This is a genomic window from Brevundimonas sp. (genome assembly GCF_030704825.1).
Lineage (GTDB): Bacteria > Pseudomonadota > Alphaproteobacteria > Caulobacterales > Caulobacteraceae > Brevundimonas.
Map to the genome: position 1 here is coordinate 44,734 of NZ_JAUYNX010000011.1, position 15,937 is coordinate 60,670.

The 15,937-nt window shown below is 70.0% G+C and carries 17 protein-coding genes, 1 other RNA gene and 1 pseudogene; 9 read left to right on the forward strand and 10 right to left on the reverse strand.

Annotated features, from left to right (window positions below; translation table 11 throughout):
• Positions 1-3: 3 nt before the first annotated feature.
• From Q8Q71_RS03850 to Q8Q71_RS03880, 7 genes and pseudogenes are all read right to left on the reverse strand, one after another.
• Positions 4-615 carry a 5-formyltetrahydrofolate cyclo-ligase gene (locus Q8Q71_RS03850; protein ID WP_305758317.1) on the reverse strand — a complete coding sequence of 204 codons (612 nt, stop codon included), beginning with the start codon at positions 613-615 and terminating at the stop codon, positions 4-6.
• A gap of 63 nt (positions 616-678) precedes the next feature.
• Positions 679-839, reverse strand: a non-coding RNA gene (gene ssrS, locus Q8Q71_RS03855) — 6S RNA.
• Positions 840-963: 124 nt separating this feature from the next.
• Positions 964-2,343 (reverse strand): annotated as a pseudogene (locus Q8Q71_RS17190) (TIGR01777 family oxidoreductase); the annotation flags it as partial.
• A complete protein-coding gene (locus Q8Q71_RS03865) occupies positions 2,333-2,995 on the reverse strand; it encodes a DUF4166 domain-containing protein (protein WP_305758319.1) in 663 nt (220 codons plus the stop codon). The gene Q8Q71_RS03865 and the pseudogene Q8Q71_RS17190, both read right to left, overlap by 11 nt.
• Positions 2,996-3,012: 17 nt before the next feature.
• On the reverse strand, positions 3,013-3,555 hold the full coding sequence (locus tag Q8Q71_RS03870; RefSeq protein WP_305758320.1) for a GbsR/MarR family transcriptional regulator: 543 nt from the start codon (positions 3,553-3,555) through the stop codon (positions 3,013-3,015).
• Positions 3,556-3,612: 57 nt separating this feature from the next.
• Positions 3,613-3,924 (reverse strand): cell division protein ZapA, encoded by a 312-nt coding sequence (locus Q8Q71_RS03875; protein ID WP_305758321.1) that lies wholly within the window; start codon positions 3,922-3,924, stop codon positions 3,613-3,615.
• Positions 3,924-4,181 (reverse strand): hypothetical protein, encoded by a 258-nt coding sequence (locus tag Q8Q71_RS03880; RefSeq protein WP_305758322.1) that lies wholly within the window; start codon positions 4,179-4,181, stop codon positions 3,924-3,926. Before Q8Q71_RS03880 ends, Q8Q71_RS03875 begins: the two co-directional genes overlap by 1 nt.
• Before the next feature lie 143 nt (positions 4,182-4,324).
• Here Q8Q71_RS03880 and tkt point away from each other — a divergent pair, with 143 nt between their 5' ends.
• From tkt to purT, 6 genes are read left to right on the forward strand one after another with little or no spacing between them, the layout of a single operon-like run.
• Positions 4,325-6,274, forward strand: a complete 1,950-nt coding sequence (gene tkt, locus Q8Q71_RS03885) for a transketolase (RefSeq protein ID WP_305758479.1) — start codon at positions 4,325-4,327, stop codon at positions 6,272-6,274.
• 26 nt (positions 6,275-6,300) lie between these two features.
• Complete coding sequence (locus Q8Q71_RS03890) at positions 6,301-7,083, forward strand: hypothetical protein (RefSeq protein WP_305758323.1); 783 nt, start codon at positions 6,301-6,303, stop codon at positions 7,081-7,083.
• A complete protein-coding gene (locus Q8Q71_RS03895; RefSeq protein WP_305758324.1) occupies positions 7,080-7,919 on the forward strand; it encodes an alpha/beta hydrolase in 840 nt (279 codons plus the stop codon). The genes Q8Q71_RS03890 and Q8Q71_RS03895 overlap by 4 nt, the downstream gene beginning before the upstream one ends.
• Positions 7,916-8,335, forward strand: coding sequence for a VOC family protein (locus Q8Q71_RS03900; RefSeq protein ID WP_305758325.1), 420 nt, complete (start codon positions 7,916-7,918; stop codon positions 8,333-8,335). Before Q8Q71_RS03895 ends, Q8Q71_RS03900 begins: the two co-directional genes overlap by 4 nt.
• A 2-nt stretch (positions 8,336-8,337) precedes the next feature.
• On the forward strand, positions 8,338-8,814 hold the full coding sequence (locus Q8Q71_RS03905; RefSeq protein WP_305758326.1) for a group II truncated hemoglobin: 477 nt from the start codon (positions 8,338-8,340) through the stop codon (positions 8,812-8,814).
• Positions 8,811-10,007 (forward strand): formate-dependent phosphoribosylglycinamide formyltransferase, encoded by a 1,197-nt coding sequence (gene purT, locus Q8Q71_RS03910; RefSeq protein ID WP_305758327.1) that lies wholly within the window; start codon positions 8,811-8,813, stop codon positions 10,005-10,007. The genes Q8Q71_RS03905 and purT overlap by 4 nt, the downstream gene beginning before the upstream one ends.
• On the opposite strand, the gene Q8Q71_RS03915 is transcribed toward purT, so the two are convergent.
• On the reverse strand, positions 10,004-11,287 hold the full coding sequence (locus tag Q8Q71_RS03915; protein WP_305758328.1) for a S41 family peptidase: 1,284 nt from the start codon (positions 11,285-11,287) through the stop codon (positions 10,004-10,006). The genes purT and Q8Q71_RS03915 overlap by 4 nt on opposite strands.
• Before the next feature lie 55 nt (positions 11,288-11,342).
• A complete protein-coding gene (locus tag Q8Q71_RS03920; RefSeq protein ID WP_305758329.1) occupies positions 11,343-11,939 on the reverse strand; it encodes an EF-hand domain-containing protein in 597 nt (198 codons plus the stop codon).
• A gap of 125 nt (positions 11,940-12,064) precedes the next feature.
• Here Q8Q71_RS03920 and Q8Q71_RS03925 point away from each other — a divergent pair, with 125 nt between their 5' ends.
• Together Q8Q71_RS03925 and Q8Q71_RS03930 are read left to right on the forward strand one after the other, a co-directional pair.
• Positions 12,065-12,790 (forward strand): response regulator, encoded by a 726-nt coding sequence (locus Q8Q71_RS03925; protein ID WP_305758330.1) that lies wholly within the window; start codon positions 12,065-12,067, stop codon positions 12,788-12,790.
• Positions 12,787-14,355, forward strand: a complete 1,569-nt coding sequence (locus Q8Q71_RS03930; protein ID WP_305758331.1) for an ATP-binding protein — start codon at positions 12,787-12,789, stop codon at positions 14,353-14,355. The genes Q8Q71_RS03925 and Q8Q71_RS03930 overlap by 4 nt, the downstream gene beginning before the upstream one ends.
• Here the strand turns inward: Q8Q71_RS03930 and Q8Q71_RS03935 are convergent.
• Entirely contained in the window at positions 14,330-15,229 is a 900-nt protein-coding gene (locus Q8Q71_RS03935; RefSeq protein WP_305758332.1) for a hypothetical protein, read from the reverse strand. The two genes, Q8Q71_RS03930 and Q8Q71_RS03935, sit on opposite strands and share 26 nt — an antisense overlap.
• A gap of 142 nt (positions 15,230-15,371) precedes the next feature.
• Between Q8Q71_RS03935 and Q8Q71_RS03940 the strand changes: the two genes are divergently transcribed.
• Positions 15,372-15,935 (forward strand): outer membrane protein, encoded by a 564-nt coding sequence (locus Q8Q71_RS03940; protein WP_305758333.1) that lies wholly within the window; start codon positions 15,372-15,374, stop codon positions 15,933-15,935.
• The last annotated feature ends 2 nt before the right edge of the window (positions 15,936-15,937 follow it).

Below are 15,937 nucleotides of genomic sequence, written 5' to 3' on the forward strand. Positions count from 1 at the left end.
AGATCACGCTTTCCAGACCGTCGAGCAGAAGGCTTCGGTAAGAACGCCGTGCAGCCGCTCGTCATGCACTTCGTCGGGAAGGCTGTCGATCATCTGGCCCGCATAGCAGAGGCCGATGAACCAAGGCAGGGGGCTGGCGACGCGAAGCGCGTGAAGCGTCCGATCATAGTAGCCGCCGCCCTGCCCCAGACGGTAGCCGCGCTGATCCACGGCGAGCAGGGGAATGAAGATCACATCCGGCGTCACGACCTCCGCCAGGGGGAGTGGAGCCGGAACACCCGAGGCGTCGATCTCCAGCGGATCGCCGGGAGTCCACCGGCGAAACACGAGGGGTTCTCCGACGCCGGGGGCCACCGGTAAGGCCAGATCGACATCCCGCGCCAGCAGAGCGCGCGCCAGCGGCAAGGCGCTGAGCTCCGACCCCACGGCCTTGTAGACGGCGGCGGTGAACCGGCGGCGCTTTTGCTCTTCAGCGAAACTGCCGGCGGTCTCGAACATGGTTTCGAGCAGCTCGGGGAGATGTTCGACCACCCGCTCGGCGGCGTCGGGGCGCTCGACGGCGAGGCGTTTGCGCGTGGCGCGCATGGCCGCCCGGAGTTCGCTCTTGTCAGTCATCCCGGCGCGCTCAAGCAGTGAGCCGCCGCGCGGCGAACGGGAGCGTGCTCAGAGGATAGGGGTGGCGGCGCCGCAAGAACCGTGAAGGACGTTTAAATCCTCTCGACCTGGGTAGCCAGGTGGGCGCCGTGTGCCCAGGCCCACGAGCCTGGTCAGGGACAGCTCCCTTCGAGTGAATTAAGGTCGCAAGGAAATGTTGCCTTCGACGAGGGCCGCAGCAAGACCCGCCGTCGATGAAGATAGTCGTTTGCGGCTCTCCGCGCCAGTGGCGCGCGGCCGGGCGCCGACGATGGCGGCCAGCGCGTCCTCCAGTTCCGAATGATGGAAGCGGAATCCGGTAGCCAGCGCCTTGGTCGGCACCACCCGCTGCCCGCCCAGCAGGAGCTCGTCCGCGAATTCCCCGAACGCCAGATGCAACGGCATGGCGGGAGCGGCGATCACTGCCGGACGGCTGAGCGCCCGGCCAAGGGCGCGCGACAGATCGCGGTTGGTCACGGGGGTCGGCGCCGTGGCGTTGAGCGGACCCGTCACCCGCGGCTCGGCGATGGCGTGCAGGATCAGACGCACGCAATCGTCCAGCGTGATCCACGACATCCACTGCCGGCCCGTCCCCATCGGTCCGCCCAGGCCGAATTCGAACGGGGTCAACAGGCGGGACAGCATGCCGCCCGCGGTTCCCAGAACCAGGCCGATGCGCAGGGTGACCAGCCGGACGCCCAAGGCCTCGACCGGCGCGGCCGCCTGTTCCCAGGCGTGGCACAGCCGATGGCTGAAGCAGGCCTTGGCCGGGCCCGTTTCGTCGAGCGTCCCGTCGGCGTGCAGGCCATACCAGCCGATGGCGGAGCCGCTGACCAGCACCTCCGGCCTGTGGTCAAGTCGGGCGATGAGGCGACGGACGTCGCGGGTGACATCCAGGCGGGAGCGAAGGATGCGGCGGCGCTTAGCGAGGGTCCACAGCCCGTCGCTGATCGGCTCGCCCGCCAGGTTGACGATGGCGTCGATGCGGGTGTCGGCCGCGATCCGGGCCAGATCGGTCACCACCGTGATCGGCGCGGGCAGGTCCGCGGTTTTCGGATTGCGGATCAGGGCGATCACCTCGTGCCCGGCGCCTGTCAAGGCGGCGATCAGCCGGCGGCCGATGAAACCGGTGGCCCCGGTGACAAGCACGCGGCGGCGCCCTGTCAGGGCGCGGCCCATGGCGGCAGGATCGGGCTGGACCAGGCGGTCGGAGCGTCCAGCGGCCGCGAGGTCACGCAGGCCGAAGACGAAGACTCCGGCCGCGGCGGCGCTGGCCATCAGGGTCCACAGACCGTGGGAGGCCGGCGCGAAACCTGACGAATCTCCGCTCCACCGGATCAGCAACGGCGTCAGCAGGGTGAGGATGGCCCCGTAGTTCAGCGCCAGCAGGGTGTGGGTGACCCGCTCCGAGGCCGGCAGTCGGCGGGTGCGGTCCTCCTCCACGAAGTCGATCAGGGTGATGATCAGTTCGAGGCCCAGGACGGCACCCGTGGCCAGCGCCGCGAGACCGCGGGGCTCGCTCCACCCGAGCATCAGAAAGAGGGCGGCGTAGATGAGGTTGCGGACGCCGTGAAGGCGAAGCTCGTGCTTCTGTGACGGCCGCCACGCCAGACGCTCGGTGAGCTCGTGATGGAACAGGGTGTCGAACGCGCCCATGGCGATCTGGAGCGCCACAAGGGTCCAGAGCAGATTGGTCATCTCATGCCTCATCGTCCGGGGGATCCCGGAAAATCGCGTCCTGACCAAGCAGACGGCCGAACAGCGGGTGGTCCAGCGCCAGGGTGAAGGCGAAACGGCCCTCGCCCAGATCGCGATGGGTGATGGTCAGGGCGCCGGGCTCCATCCAGCGCGGCAGGCGAAGACGAAGGCCCGCCAAGGTCGCGAAATAGAAGGCGCTGCAAAAGACCAGGGCGCCGTCGTCGGCCGTCACCGTGAGGGCCATGCCCATCCCGCCGCCGACATGCTCTTCCAGCCCCGTCGACCCGGCGAACCGTTTCGCGCTGTGGATGACCTGCGGGAAGCCGTCGGGGCGGACATACATCCGGCTCCAGACCTGGCCCTGACCGACGGCGTCCTCAGTCACGGTGACGACGCTGGCGCCGGACGTGAACACCAGCGGCAGAGGCCCGCCGACCAGGCGCGCGGCCTGGGCCAGCACGCGGCCCATCATGTTGGCCTTCACCGTGACGACGCGACCTCGATAGACGACCGTCGCGCCGCCCTTCATCCGTTTGGAGAAGCGGCGACGAACCGCGAGGGGAAGGCTGGACCAGCCGGCTGACGGCAGCAGCGCCCGAAAACGGACGTCGGCCAGATCGCCTTCCGGCGGAAGCCCTTCAGTCTTGATCGCGACAGCCCCCATTATCCCTCCCCTCGCCGCTATTTGCCGCCGGGGATGAGCGCGGCGATGCGGGCGCCCAGTTTCAGCAGAGCCATCAGCTTGGGCCGGGCCACGGTGGTGATCTGGCCGTACCAGCGGTCGATCGTCTCGGTGAACTCCAGCATCTCCTTCAGCCGCTTGAGGGCGGTAGGAGAGACGGTCGGATCTCCCTCGGCCTCGGCGACGCAGGCGCGCAGGGTGGCGACGGCGGGGTCGATCTCCTTGGCCTTTCGGCCGGCGGCGATGCGCGAGGCGACCTCCCAGATATCGGTCTCGGCCTCATAATGGTCCCGGCGGTCGCCCCGAACCGGGACGCGCCGGATCAGGTTCCAGTTCAGAAGTTCCTTCAGCGAGTTCGAGACGTTCGACCGGGCCATCTCGAGCGCAACGGCGATGTCCTCGGCCGTCATCGGCCCGTCCGCCGTGATCAGCAGCGCATGAATCTGCGCCACCGAGCGGTTGACGCCCCAGAAGCCGCCCATCTCGCCCCAGTGCAGGACGAAGCGTTCGAGGGCGGCAGGGAGTTTCGTTATTTCCGTCATGACAGAAATATCAGACTTAACAGATCAGGAGTCAACGCTGTGATTAGCGACGTTTGGTCACAAGCCCTGGGCGATTTTCTCCAGACGGGCGGCGACGGCGTTGAGCGCCTCGGCTACGCCGTCGGTGGTCGCGGCCGCGGACGACGCAGGACCGACTCCGCCGCCGGCGCGCGCCTCATGCAGTTCGTCGGCCAGCATCAGGCCGGCCATCAGGAACAGGCGAATGTCGCCGACGTGGCCGACCTCTCCGGCGACCTGGCGGACATGGCCGTCGAACTGTTTGGCCAGGATGCGGACGCGATCCTCCTGGCCGTCGGCGCAGCCCACCGCATAGGGGCGGCCGTTGATCTCGACGGTGACCGTCGCCATCAGCGGGCCTCCTGTTCGGCCAGGCTGTCGCGAATGGCGTCGGCGGCGCGCGACAGGGCCTCGGCGGCGTCGCGGCCGGCGGCCTCCAGCTCATGGATGCGCACGCGGTCGGTCTCGGTCGAGGGCTCCGGCGCGAACAGGTCGTCGTCGGGCACCCGGCTGGTCCCCGCGGCCCGGCTCTTGAGGTCCAGCAGGCGGCGCTCCAGCAGCGCCAGCGCTCGGTCGACTCGGTCCTTGGCGGCCGATGCAGCATCCATTCGGGTCACATCCTCCAGAATCCGTATAGAACCCGCCGACGCGTCGGGGTAAAGCGGCGCGCCTCCCTTTTTCCGCCTCCCGACGAAAGGTCCTCCCCGTGACCGACGCCAAAACCGCATCCGCAAAGGCCACCTCGAAGCAGATGGCCGACGCCATCCGGGTGCTGTCCATGGACGGGGTGGAGAAGGCGAAGAGCGGCCACCCCGGCATGCCGATGGGCATGGCCGACGTAGCCACGGTGCTGTTTTCGAAGTTTCTGAAGTTCGACGCCAGCCGCCCCGACTGGGCCGACCGTGACCGCTTCATCCTGTCGGCCGGACACGGTTCGATGCTGATATACAGCCTGCTGCACCTGACGGGCTACAAGGCGGCGACGAAGGAAGAACTGTCCAACTTCCGCCAATGGGGTTCGAAGACGGCGGGCCATCCCGAGTACGGTCACATGCCCGGGGTCGAGACCACGACCGGCCCCCTGGGTCAGGGCCTGGCCAACAGCGTCGGCTTCGCCATGGCCGAACGCCATCTGGCGGCGCGGTTCGGCGACGATCTGGTCGACCACCGCACCTGGGTGATCGCCGGCGACGGCTGCCTGATGGAGGGCGTGTCGCAGGAGGCCATCGCCCTGGCCGGCCGCTACAGGCTGAACAGGCTGACGGTGCTGTGGGACGACAATTCGATCACCATCGACGGCGCGGTCGCCCTGTCGGACGCCACCGACCAGAAGGCCCGTTTCAAGGCCGCCGGCTGGGCGGTGAGGGCCATCGACGGCCACGACATGAAGGCCATCAAGTCGGCGCTGCAGTGGGCGACGCGGCAGGACAGGCCGACCCTGATCGCCTGCAAGACCAGGATCGGACGTGGCGCCGCCACCATGGAAGGCAGCCACAAGACCCACGGCGCGGCCCTGGGCGCGGCCGAGGTCGCCGCCACCCGCCTGGGCCTGTCCTGGGCGCACGAACCGTTCGAACTGCCCGAAGCGGTCGACAAGGCGTGGAAGAAGGTGGGCAGGCGCGGCGCGAAAGAGCGCAAGGCGTGGGAAGCACGACTGAACGCGTCATCGCAGGCGGCGGACTTCACCCGCGCCATGAAGGGCGACCTTCCGGCCGGCGCCTTCGACGCTCTGAATGCGAAGATCGCGGAACTGGTCGAGACGAAGCCGGCCCAGGCCACGCGCCAATCCTCGGGCGCGGCGCTGGACGAACTTTTCGCCGCCATCCCGGAACTGATCGGCGGCTCGGCCGACCTGACCGGCTCGAACAACACCTTCGTCAAGGGCACGCCGATCTTCGACGCCCCGACCTATGAGGGCCGCTACGTCAACTGGGGCATCCGCGAGTTCGGCATGGCCGCGGCCATGAACGGCATGGCGCTGCACGGCGGGGTTATCCCGTACGGCGGCACCTTCATGGTGTTTTCAGACTACAGCCGCCCGGCGATCCGCCTCGGCGCCCTGATGGGGGTGCGGGCCATCCATGTCCTGACCCATGACTCCATCGGCCTGGGCGAAGACGGCCCGACCCACCAGCCGGTCGAGCATCTGGCCGCCCTGCGCGCCATTCCCAACCTGCTCGTCTTCCGCCCGGCCGACACGGTCGAGGCCATGGAGTGCTGGCAGGCGGCGCTGGAGCACAGGAACGCGCCCTCGGTCCTGGCCCTGTCGCGCCAGAAGACGCCGGCGGTCCGCACCCTGACGGCGTCCGGAAACCTGTCGGCCCGCGGGGCATACGAGATCCGCGCCGCCAACGGCGAGGCGAAGGTCACCCTGTTCGGCACCGGCACGGAGCTGGCGCTGGCGCTGGCCGCCGCCGACGTGCTTGAGGCCGAAGGCGCGCCGACCCGGGTCGTATCGGTCCCTTGTTTCGAGCTCTTCTTCCAGCAGCCGAAAAAATACCAGGACAGCGTCATCGGCCGCGGCACGGTTCGCATCGCCGTCGAGGCCGCCATCCAGCAGGGCTGGGAGCGGTTCATCGGCGAGGACGGCGCCTTCGTCGGCATGACCGGCTTCGGAGCCTCGGCTCCGGCGGAAGTCCTGTACGAGAAGTTCGGCATCACCACGGACGCGGTGGTCGCGGCGGTCAAGGCGCGGCTCTGACGTCTGAACAGTTGGGGAGGTAAGCGATGGCGTTCAGATGGGTCCCGCGGGCGCTGGCCCTCGCCATCGCGGCGACCGCCGCCCTGTCTGCCTGCGCCCGGGCGTCTGCGGATTCCGACAACCTGGTCTGGCCCGCCGAAGTCCATCCCGGTTTCGCGGTCATGCCGCGCATGACCGGCGAGGGGGCGGAGAACCTGAACGGCCTGTTCGACCGACTGGACGCGGCGGCCGCGGAGACTCGCACGGATTGCCTGGCGACGGAGAACCACAACGCCGACTACGCCCGCACCATCCGGGCGCCGTTCACCGGCCCCCGGTTCCTGACGATCACGGTCAATGAGGACTACTACTGCGGCGGCGCTCATCCGGGCGTGGACATCCGTCCAATGACCTTCGACCGCCGGACCGGCGGTCTGCCCGACTGGACCGCCCTGTGGCCCGGCGGCGGGATCACCGCCTCCATGGAGGGCTACGGAAACCTGCCGGCCGTCAGCCGCGCGCCGGCGCTGACGGCATGGTTCCGCGCCGCGGTCAGGGCCGACGCGGCCGGCGACGCCGAATGGCTGGCCCAGTGCGACGACTGGTACGGCGACGACCCGGTGGACGAGACGGTGGTGATCTGGCTGGATGCCGAAACCGGGGGCGTCGGCATGGACCTGGCCTCCCTGCCTCACGCCGCCATGGCCTGCGGCGCGCCCCGGATCATGCCGATCGAGACGGCCGCGCGGCTGGGCGCCTCGGCCGAACTGGTGGACGCGCTGCGCGAAGGGCACGCCGCCCGCGCCTTCCATGCCCCGGCCGCCGAATGAGCCGGCTGCTTCTGACATCCCTGTTCGCCGCCCTTCTGTCGCTGACCCTGACGCCGGCCGCCGCGGCGCAGACGCCCGGGTTCGCGCCGATCGTCATCGGCCAGTCGTACGCCCTCCCTTCAGGGATCATGGGCGGGACGCGCGAGATCAATGTCTGGTTGCCGCCCGGCTATGCCGGGAGCGGCCAGACCTATCCGGTACTGTTCGTGCTGGACGGCGGTCAGGCCCAGGACTTCCACCACATCTCGGGGCTCGCCCAGCTGGGCACGGTCAATGGAACGACGCGGGACGTGATCGTGGTCGGGGTCGCATCGGTCGATCGGCGCAACGAACTGGCCCTGCCGACGGACAACGCCGAGCTGATCGCCCGCTATCCGACCCAGGGGGACTCCGCCCGCTTCCGGCGGTTCGTCGCGGAAGAGGTCCAACCATTCGTCGACGGGCGCTTCCGCACCAACGGCGAGACGGCGCTGATGGGGGAGTCCCTGGCCGGTCTGTTCGTGGTCGAGACTTTCCTCAAGGAACCGCAGATGTTCGACGCCTTCGTCGCCGTCAGTCCCAGCCTGTGGTGGGACGGCGGCCGGCTGGCGCGCCAGTCGGGCGCCCATCTGCGGGATCACTCCAACGATCCGCGCACCCTGATCCTGACGATGGGGAACGAAGGCGCCGAGGCGCAGGCGCTGATGGAGACGCTGACCGCCAACCTGCGCGATCACGCCCTGCCCGGCGTGGCCTGGGACTTCCAGCCGCGGCCCACTGAAACCCACGCGACGATCTATCACAGCGCGGCGCTGGACGCCTTCCGCCGTCTCCACGCGGTCCCGCCGGCGCCATGAGCCGCATCGGCGCCGTCAGCGTTCTGGTCCGCGACTACGACGAGGCCATCGCCTTCTACGTCGGCAAGCTGGGCTTCGCGCTCAACGAAGACACGGACATGGGGAACGGCAAACGCTGGGTACGGGTGACGCCGGAGGGCGGTCAGACGTCCCTGCTGCTGGCTCGCGCCGTGACGCCGGATCAGGTGGCGCGGATCGGCGATCAGGCCGGCGGCCGGGTCTGGCTGTTCCTCGAAACCGACGACCTGGCGCGCGATTACGCGGACTGGTCGGCGGCCGGCGTGGCGTTCCGCGAAGCGCCGCGCCATGAATCCTACGGCAAGGTCGCCGTCTTCGAGGATCTGTACGGAAACGCCTGGGACCTGATTGAGTCCGCACCGTCGGCTCCCATCCAGACCGGACGAAGGGGGGATTGATCATGTCCGACACGCCAAGCCTGTTCGATTGGGTCGGAGGTCGCGGCGCACTGCTCGGCCTGACGACGGAATTCTATCGGCGGGTCGCCCTGGATCCGATCCTCGCGCCCGTCTTTGCCGCCATGGATCCCGACCATCCCGCCCATGTCGCCGACTTCATCGGCGAGGTGCTGGGCGGACCCGCGCTCTACGACCCGTCCGGCGATGGCCATGTGCGGATGATCGGCCATCATCTGAACCGTCACCTGACCGAGACCCAGCGGCGGCGCTGGTTCGACCTGCTGCTGGACACCGCCGATGCCGTCGGCCTGGCCGCCGACCCCGAGTTTCGATCCGCCTTCGTCGGCTATCTGGAATGGGGATCGCGGCTGGCGGTGATCAATTCGCAAGCCGGCGTCGATCCGCCGCCCTCGTCGCCGATGCCGAAATGGAGTTGGGGCGCGCCCGGCGGGCCCTATATGCCGGAGACCAACCCATGAGCCGCATCGGCACCCCCCTGTCCGCCACGGCCGTCCGCGTCATGCTTCTCGGCGCCGGCGAGCTGGGCAAGGAAGTCGCCATCGAACTGCAGCGTCTCGGGGCCGAGGTCATCGCCGTCGACCGCTACCCGAACGCTCCGGCGATGCAGGTGGCGCACCGCAGCCACGTCATACCGATGACCGATCCGCACATCCTGAACGGCGTGATCATGGCCGAGGCGCCGCACATCATCGTGCCCGAGATCGAGGCCATCGCCACCGACGTGCTGGCGCAGATAGAAGCCGCCGGACTGGCGACCGTCATCCCCACCGCGCGAGCGACCCAACTGACCATGAACCGCGAGGGCATCCGCCGTCTGGCGGCCGAGGACCTGGGCCTGCCGACCAGCCCCTACGCCTTCGCCAGATCGGCCGCCGAGCTGGCCGAGGCGGCGCGACGGATCGGCCTGCCGGCCTTCGTCAAGCCGGTGATGTCGTCGTCGGGAAAGGGTCAGTCCTTCGTCGAATTCCCCGATCAGGTCGATGACGCCTGGGCCTACGCCCAGTCCGGCGGGCGGGTCGAGACGGCGACGGTGATCGTCGAGGGCCGGATCGATTTCGACTTCGAGATCACCCTGCTGACGGTGCGCTCGATGCGCGACGGAGCGGTGCGGACGGACTTCTGCGCCCCCATCGGCCACCGCCAGGTCAAGGGCGACTATGTCGAGAGCTGGCAGCCGCAGGCGATGACGCCGGCCGCCCTGGCCGCCGCCCGTGACATCGCCGGCAAGGTCACGGATGCGCTGGGCGGCCTCGGGGTGTTCGGGGTCGAGCTGTTCGTCAAGGGCGACCAGATCTGGTTCTCGGAGGTGTCGCCGCGTCCGCACGACACCGGCCTGGTGACCCTGGCCACCCAGACGATGAGCGAATTCGCCCTGCACGCCCGCGCCATCCTGGGCCTGCCTGTCGACGTCAGCCAGCGCGACATCGGGGCCAGCGCGGTCATCTACGGCGGCATGGATGCGATCGGGGTCGCTTTCGAAGGGATGGCCGAGGCCCTGTCCGTCCCGACGGCCGACCTGCGGCTGTTCGGCAAGCCCGAGAGCTATGTCAGCCGCCGCATGGGCGTGGCGACGGCGCGCGGCGCGACCGTGGAACAGGCCCGCGAGCGGGCCCGCGAGGCGGCATCGAGGGTGCGGGTGGTCGCGGGCTAGAGCGCCGGGGCGGTCTGGAGCGCCAGCGCCCGCTCCGCGTCCGGTCCGGCCAGCGCCGCCACGGCCGCGTCCAGCCCGGGATCGCGGCCCGCCTGCCGGTCGTCCAGGGTCAGGGGCGCCAGGACGTCAGGCGTCACGCCGCGCTTCTCCAGCCGCACCCCGCCGGACGTGACGAAGTCGGCGCGGCTGAGACTCAGGCGGCCTCCGTCCGGCAGGCGGGTTTCCTGCGAGATCAGCACCGCGCCGGCCGTGGGGACGCCCACCACCACGGCGCGCCGCGCCTCCTGCAGGGCGGCGGGAGTCAGTTCGGCGGCGCTGCGGCTGTTGGCGTCGACCAGCACGGCCACGTCGTTTCCGACCGGCTTGTCCAGGTCGCCGCAGCCGCCGGCGGTCCGGAGCTCCACCCCCCGGCCCGAACGGCCGGTCCGCGTCGCCCAGACCCGATCCCGCGGCAGGAAACAGCTCAGCACCGCATCGGCCTCCATCAGCCGACCGCCGGCATTGCCCCTGAGGTCGATGACGACGTCGGTTTCCGGCGGCAGGCCGGCCAGCTGTTCGCCCATCCATCGGCCGAGGCCGGCCTCGAATCCGTCGAGCGCCAGCACCAGCACGCCCGGTCGTGAACGGTCGGCGACGAAGGCCGGCTGGGGCTCCATGAGCCGCGGATTCAGGGTCAGCAACCGGAGAACGCCGGCTCCGTCGATCAGGGACAGGGTCACCGGTCGGCCTTCGACGATGTCCTGTTCCGGCGTCCAGCCCGTTTCGTCGATCCGCAACCGCCAGCCCACGGCCACGCCGGCCTCGGCGGCCGGAGAGCCTGCCCGGACCTGTTCGACCACATAGTCGCCCCCGGTCTCGCCGTCGGGCCGGAGCGAGACGCCGATCGCGGCGCGGCGCTCGCGCAGCCGCTCCTGACGGCGGGCCACGGCCGGCGGAGCGGCGCCGGCGTGATCGTCATCCAGCAGATCGAGCATGTCGCCGAGCGCGCGATACAGGGCCCGGTCGTCCGGCGCGGCCAGGGCGGCCGGCCGGAACGTCCGCCGCGCGGCGTTCCAGTCCACGCCATGCAGGCGCGGGTCGTAATACTGTGTCCGGACCTCGTTCCAGACCCGGTCGAAGACGCGCTGGTTCATGCGCACCCGCTCGCGATCCGGGGGAACGGACGCGGCGGCCGGCGGGGCGGCCGCCGCCCCGGGATCGCCCGCGACGGCCTGGCCGGCGACGAGCGCGAGGCTCATCGCCGCGGCGGCCAGGGTCGAGAGAAGGCGACGCAGGATCATCGCGCCATTAGAGGCCGCCCCGGCCGCCGTTCAAGTCACGAAGTCGCTGGCGCGGTCAGTCCTCGTCGCCCGACCGGGTCTCCATGCGGTGAACGAACACCTCGGCGTGGCCGGAACCACGCTCGCCCGCCTCGATGAAGCCCGAGCGGTCGGCGTCCAAGCGCATGAAGGCCTCGCGCAGGGGCGCGCTGAATTCGGCTTCGCTGATCCGGCCGTCGTCGTCGGCGTCCAGATCGTGCTCGCCGCCGGGACCGCCCATGCGGCGGATCTCGATCCGCTCGCCGGAGCCGCCCTCCCCGTGCGGGGGCATCATGTGTGCGCCGGGACCGCCATGATGGCCGGGACCGCCCGGACCGCGCCGGATCATGACGTCATGCCCGCCGTGCGCTCCGGCCATCGCGGCGTGGCCGGCCGTCAGTTCATCGGTCGACAGGCGGCCGTCGCCGTCCTTGTCCATGCGCGCGAAATGATCGTTCATCGGCGCGGCGAACTCCTCGCGCGTGATCTGGCCGTCGCCGTCCCGGTCGAGTCCGCCTGGACCGTCCCCGCCCATGACCATGACGCGGGTGCGGACCTCCGGCGGCGCGGGTGGCGCGGTGTGCGCCGGCGGATGCTGCATCAGCACGGCGGAAAGGGCGATCAGGGTCAGCATGGCTTCGGCTCCCGTTGTTGTGACCCCTGTTCGACCACGGCGCGCTTGCCGTCGTATTTCATCCTCGCCGGCGATTGTTTCAATGCTGAAATGACGGCGAGCGCCGGCTTCGCCACAATGGCCTCATGCAAGCCGACGCCGCCCCCCGCATTCTCGTCGTCGACGACGACCCCGGCATCCGCGAGGTGCTGTGCGACTATCTGGTCCAGCATGGCTACGACGCCGTGGGCGCCGCCTCGGCCGCCGAAATGGACCGGGCCATGACGCGCCAGGCGCCCGACCTGATCGTGCTGGATCTCATGATGCCGGGCGAGGACGGACTCTCGGTGTGCCGCCGCCTGACCGGCAAGGGACCGCCCATCGTGATGCTGTCGGCCATGGGCGAGGACACCGACCGGATCATCGGGCTGGAGCTGGGGGCGGACGACTATCTGGCCAAGCCCTGCAATCCGCGCGAACTGCTGGCCCGCGTCCGCGCCGTATTGCGTCGCCCGAGGGAGGCGACGGCGGAGGGCCCGGCCCTGACCTTCGCGGGGTGGCGGCTGGACCTGTTGCGTCGCGAGCTGACCCGGCCCGACGGCCAGGCGGTGGCGCTGTCAGCCGGCGAATTCGCCCTGCTGCGCGCCTTCGTCGAGCGGCCGGGACGGGTGCTGACGCGCGACCAATTGCTGGAGCGGGCGCGCGGCGCCGACGCGGACGTCTTCGACCGGGCGATGGACGTGCAGATCAGCCGCCTTCGAAAAAAACTGAACGACGGCTCCGGCCTGGAGATGATCCAGACCCTGCGCGGCGAGGGCTATATGTTCGACGTCAAGGTCGAGCGGCGCAATGCGCCCCGGGGCGCCGCATGAGACGACCGTCGTCCTTCCCGGTCCTGGTCCAGGTGGCGGCGCTCGCGGCCCTGGCGGTCATCATGTCCCAGGCTGTGGCCTTCGGGGTCGTGGTGCTGGCGCCCGAGCCCCGACCCGCGGGCTTCAGCATCGAGGCGGCGGCCGACGCCCTCAAGGGCGAACCCGCCGAAACCGCCGACGGGCGCGCCCTGCGCCGACGCATCGTCGACAGGCCGCCCGGCCCGGAGGCCGACGTCCCCGGCGACCCCATGGCGCTGGCGATCCGGGCCGGCCTGGCCCAACGGCTGGGCGTCACGCCCGATGTCGTGCGCGTGACCGTGGACCACGGGCCCATCCGGCCGCGGATCGGTCGCGGCGAGGATGCGGCGCATCGCGACCTGATGAGGTTCGTGTTCGTAAATCCCGACGCCATCCCGGACCCGCGCGATCCGCGCGCGTCGCCTCCGCCGCCGCCTCCGGAGGCGGTGATCCTGCGTCACGGAGCCGAGGTCCGGGCCCAGCTGCGCCTGCGCCACGCCGCGCCCCGCGGGTCCGGTGAAGCCTTCGTCATCGATCGGGAGACGCGCCAGTTCACCGTCCTCGCCGACCGGCTGACCTTCGCGCCGTTCTCGGCCTCGGTGCGCCAGCCGGACGGAAGATGGGCCACGGTCGAGCCGCCTCGCGGCCTGCTGTCGCCGTGGCACCAGCGTGTGCTGCTGGCCCTGGCCATCTCGATGCTGCTGCTGGCCCCGCTGGTGTGGTGGATGGCGCGGCGGCTGACCCGGCCGATCCGCGTCTTCGCCGACGCGGCCGAGCGCCTGGGCGCCGACCCCGAGGCCGAGCCGCTGACGCCGTCCGGCCCCAGCGAAGTTCGCACCGCCATCCACGCCTTCAACGACATGCAGGCCTCCCTGCGCGATCACATGCGCCGCCGCACCCAGACGGTCGCCGCCATCGCCCACGACCTGCGCACGCCCCTGACCCGGTTGCGCTTCCGGGCCGAACAGGCGCCCGCGGCTGTGCGCGATCGCATGGCCGCCGACATCGACGAGATGGACGCCCTGATCGGCCAGGCCATGGCCTATGTGCGCGGTGAGGCGACGCCCGACCGGCGCGAGCGGTTCGATCTGGCCGCCCTGGCCAGGGACTCAGCCGCCGGCTTTTCCGAGACCGGCGCCGCCGTGACCTTCGCCCACGGCGAGGCCCTGCCGGTCGAGGCCGACCCGGCCGCCCTGCGTCGCGCCCTCGCCAACCTGATCGCCAACGCTGTCAAATACGGGGGCGGAGCCCGGGTGAAGGCCCTGTCGCTGGACGGGCGCGCGGTGATCCTGATCCAGGACGATGGCCCCGGCCTGGCCGAGGGCGAACTGGAGGCGGTGTTCGAACCGTTTCACCGCGCCGAGCGCTCGCGCAGCCGCGAGACGGGCGGGGCCGGTCTGGGCCTGACGGTCGCGCGGCAGGCGGCGCGGGCGTTCGGCGGCGACGTGAGCCTGACCAACCGGCCGGGCGGCGGTCTGACCGCCCGACTGAGCCTGCCGTTGGCTGTCGCAGGCTCAGCTACTACGCCCCGGACTCGCCCGGATTGAAATAGGCGAACAGACGCATCAGGCTGGGCGTCATCGAGGCCGTCAGCAACAGTTCGCCGCCGTCGGCGACAGCTTTCGGGCCGATATCGCGCAGAAGATGCTCTCGGACCGGGTCGGGCACCGCTCCATCCTCAATGAACTGGGGGATCTTCATCAACTCCGCCATATGGGCGTCGTCCGCCTCGGGGTTCCCGCTCAGGTCGCCTATGCGTTGCAGCAGGATGGGATAGGCGGCGGGTTTCCGAAGCGCGTTCAGGGCGGTGAGGATGATCCCGTCCATCAACTTGGTCTTCGGCATCGGGACGCCGTTGAAGATCAGGAAGCTGGGCAAACCGCCGATCGTGTCCGTCGCGATGACGAAGAGCTGCCCCTCAATCGGGAGCGCCCAGCCGGTGAACCTGAGATCGGGATTGCCCAGCTCGAATTCCAGCAGCCCGCTCGGCCCCGGCCGGAACATGCCGTGGTCGTTGCAGAACCGGCCGGGAGCGACGACGGCGGGGCGGGTCACGCGCCAGAATCCCTCATAGGAAACCGAACGCGACGCGGTCGCCGCCCGGGCGGCCGCCAGGATGTTTGGCGAGATGCCGAAGAGCTGCTGGTCGCCCTTGGGCGCAAACGCCGAAGGGTCGACACCGAACATGGCGGCCAGCTGCTCAGGTTCGCGCTCCCAGTCGACGAGGGTGAAGCCCTCACACCGGGCCGCGATCAACCGGGTGATGCGCTCCATGTTGTAGGAAGACGGGTGCACCGATCCGGAGCACCAGCGGCCAACGAGGGACTTGCTGACCCCCAGTTCAGAAGCGAAACGCCCGCGACTGGTCGACAGCGCCTTGAGTACGAATGTCAGCTTGTCGGAAAACGCGACTGAACCCACGACGGACCCTCTCCGGAACGGAGACTGTGCAACCGTTGCATTTCCGATGCAACCGGGTGTGCGCCGGCGCGCGGCGAAGCAACTGCGCAGCCGGCTGATCGGCGCCTAGTGTCCCGGCTCCTCATTCACAGGGACCGAACAGATGATCCGAACCGGACTTATTGGCGGGGCCATGGCGCTGGCCGCCGCGGCCGCGCTGACCGCCAACGCCCCGGCCCAGGCCCAGACCTATGTCGAGGTCACCGGGGGCTGGACCGACCAGCCCGACCTGATGTGGAACAATACCGACTGGGAGATGGATCGGGGCGAGCATTGGGGCGCCGCCGTCGGACATCATATCCGTCCCAACATCGCCATAGAGGTCGAGGCGCTTCGCACGCGGACCAATTACACCGGCTGGCCGAACAACGATCTGACGGCCACGAGCCTGATGGTCAACGGCGTCTACAGCTTCAGGCGCGAGGGCCCGGTGCGTCCCTATGTCGGACTCGGCGTCGGCGGCGTCCGGGTCGGCTACTCGCCCTTCGACTCCGAGGACGACGTGTTCGGTTGGCAGGCCATGGCGGGGGTCGAAATCCCCATCGCGGGGCAGGTCTCCGGCTTCGTCGAATACCGCTACCAGGACGCCGCGACGGCGGAGGACAGCGGGCTGGAGTGGGAATATCTCAGCCACAACCTCGGCCTCGGCCTGCGCTACACCTTCTGAGG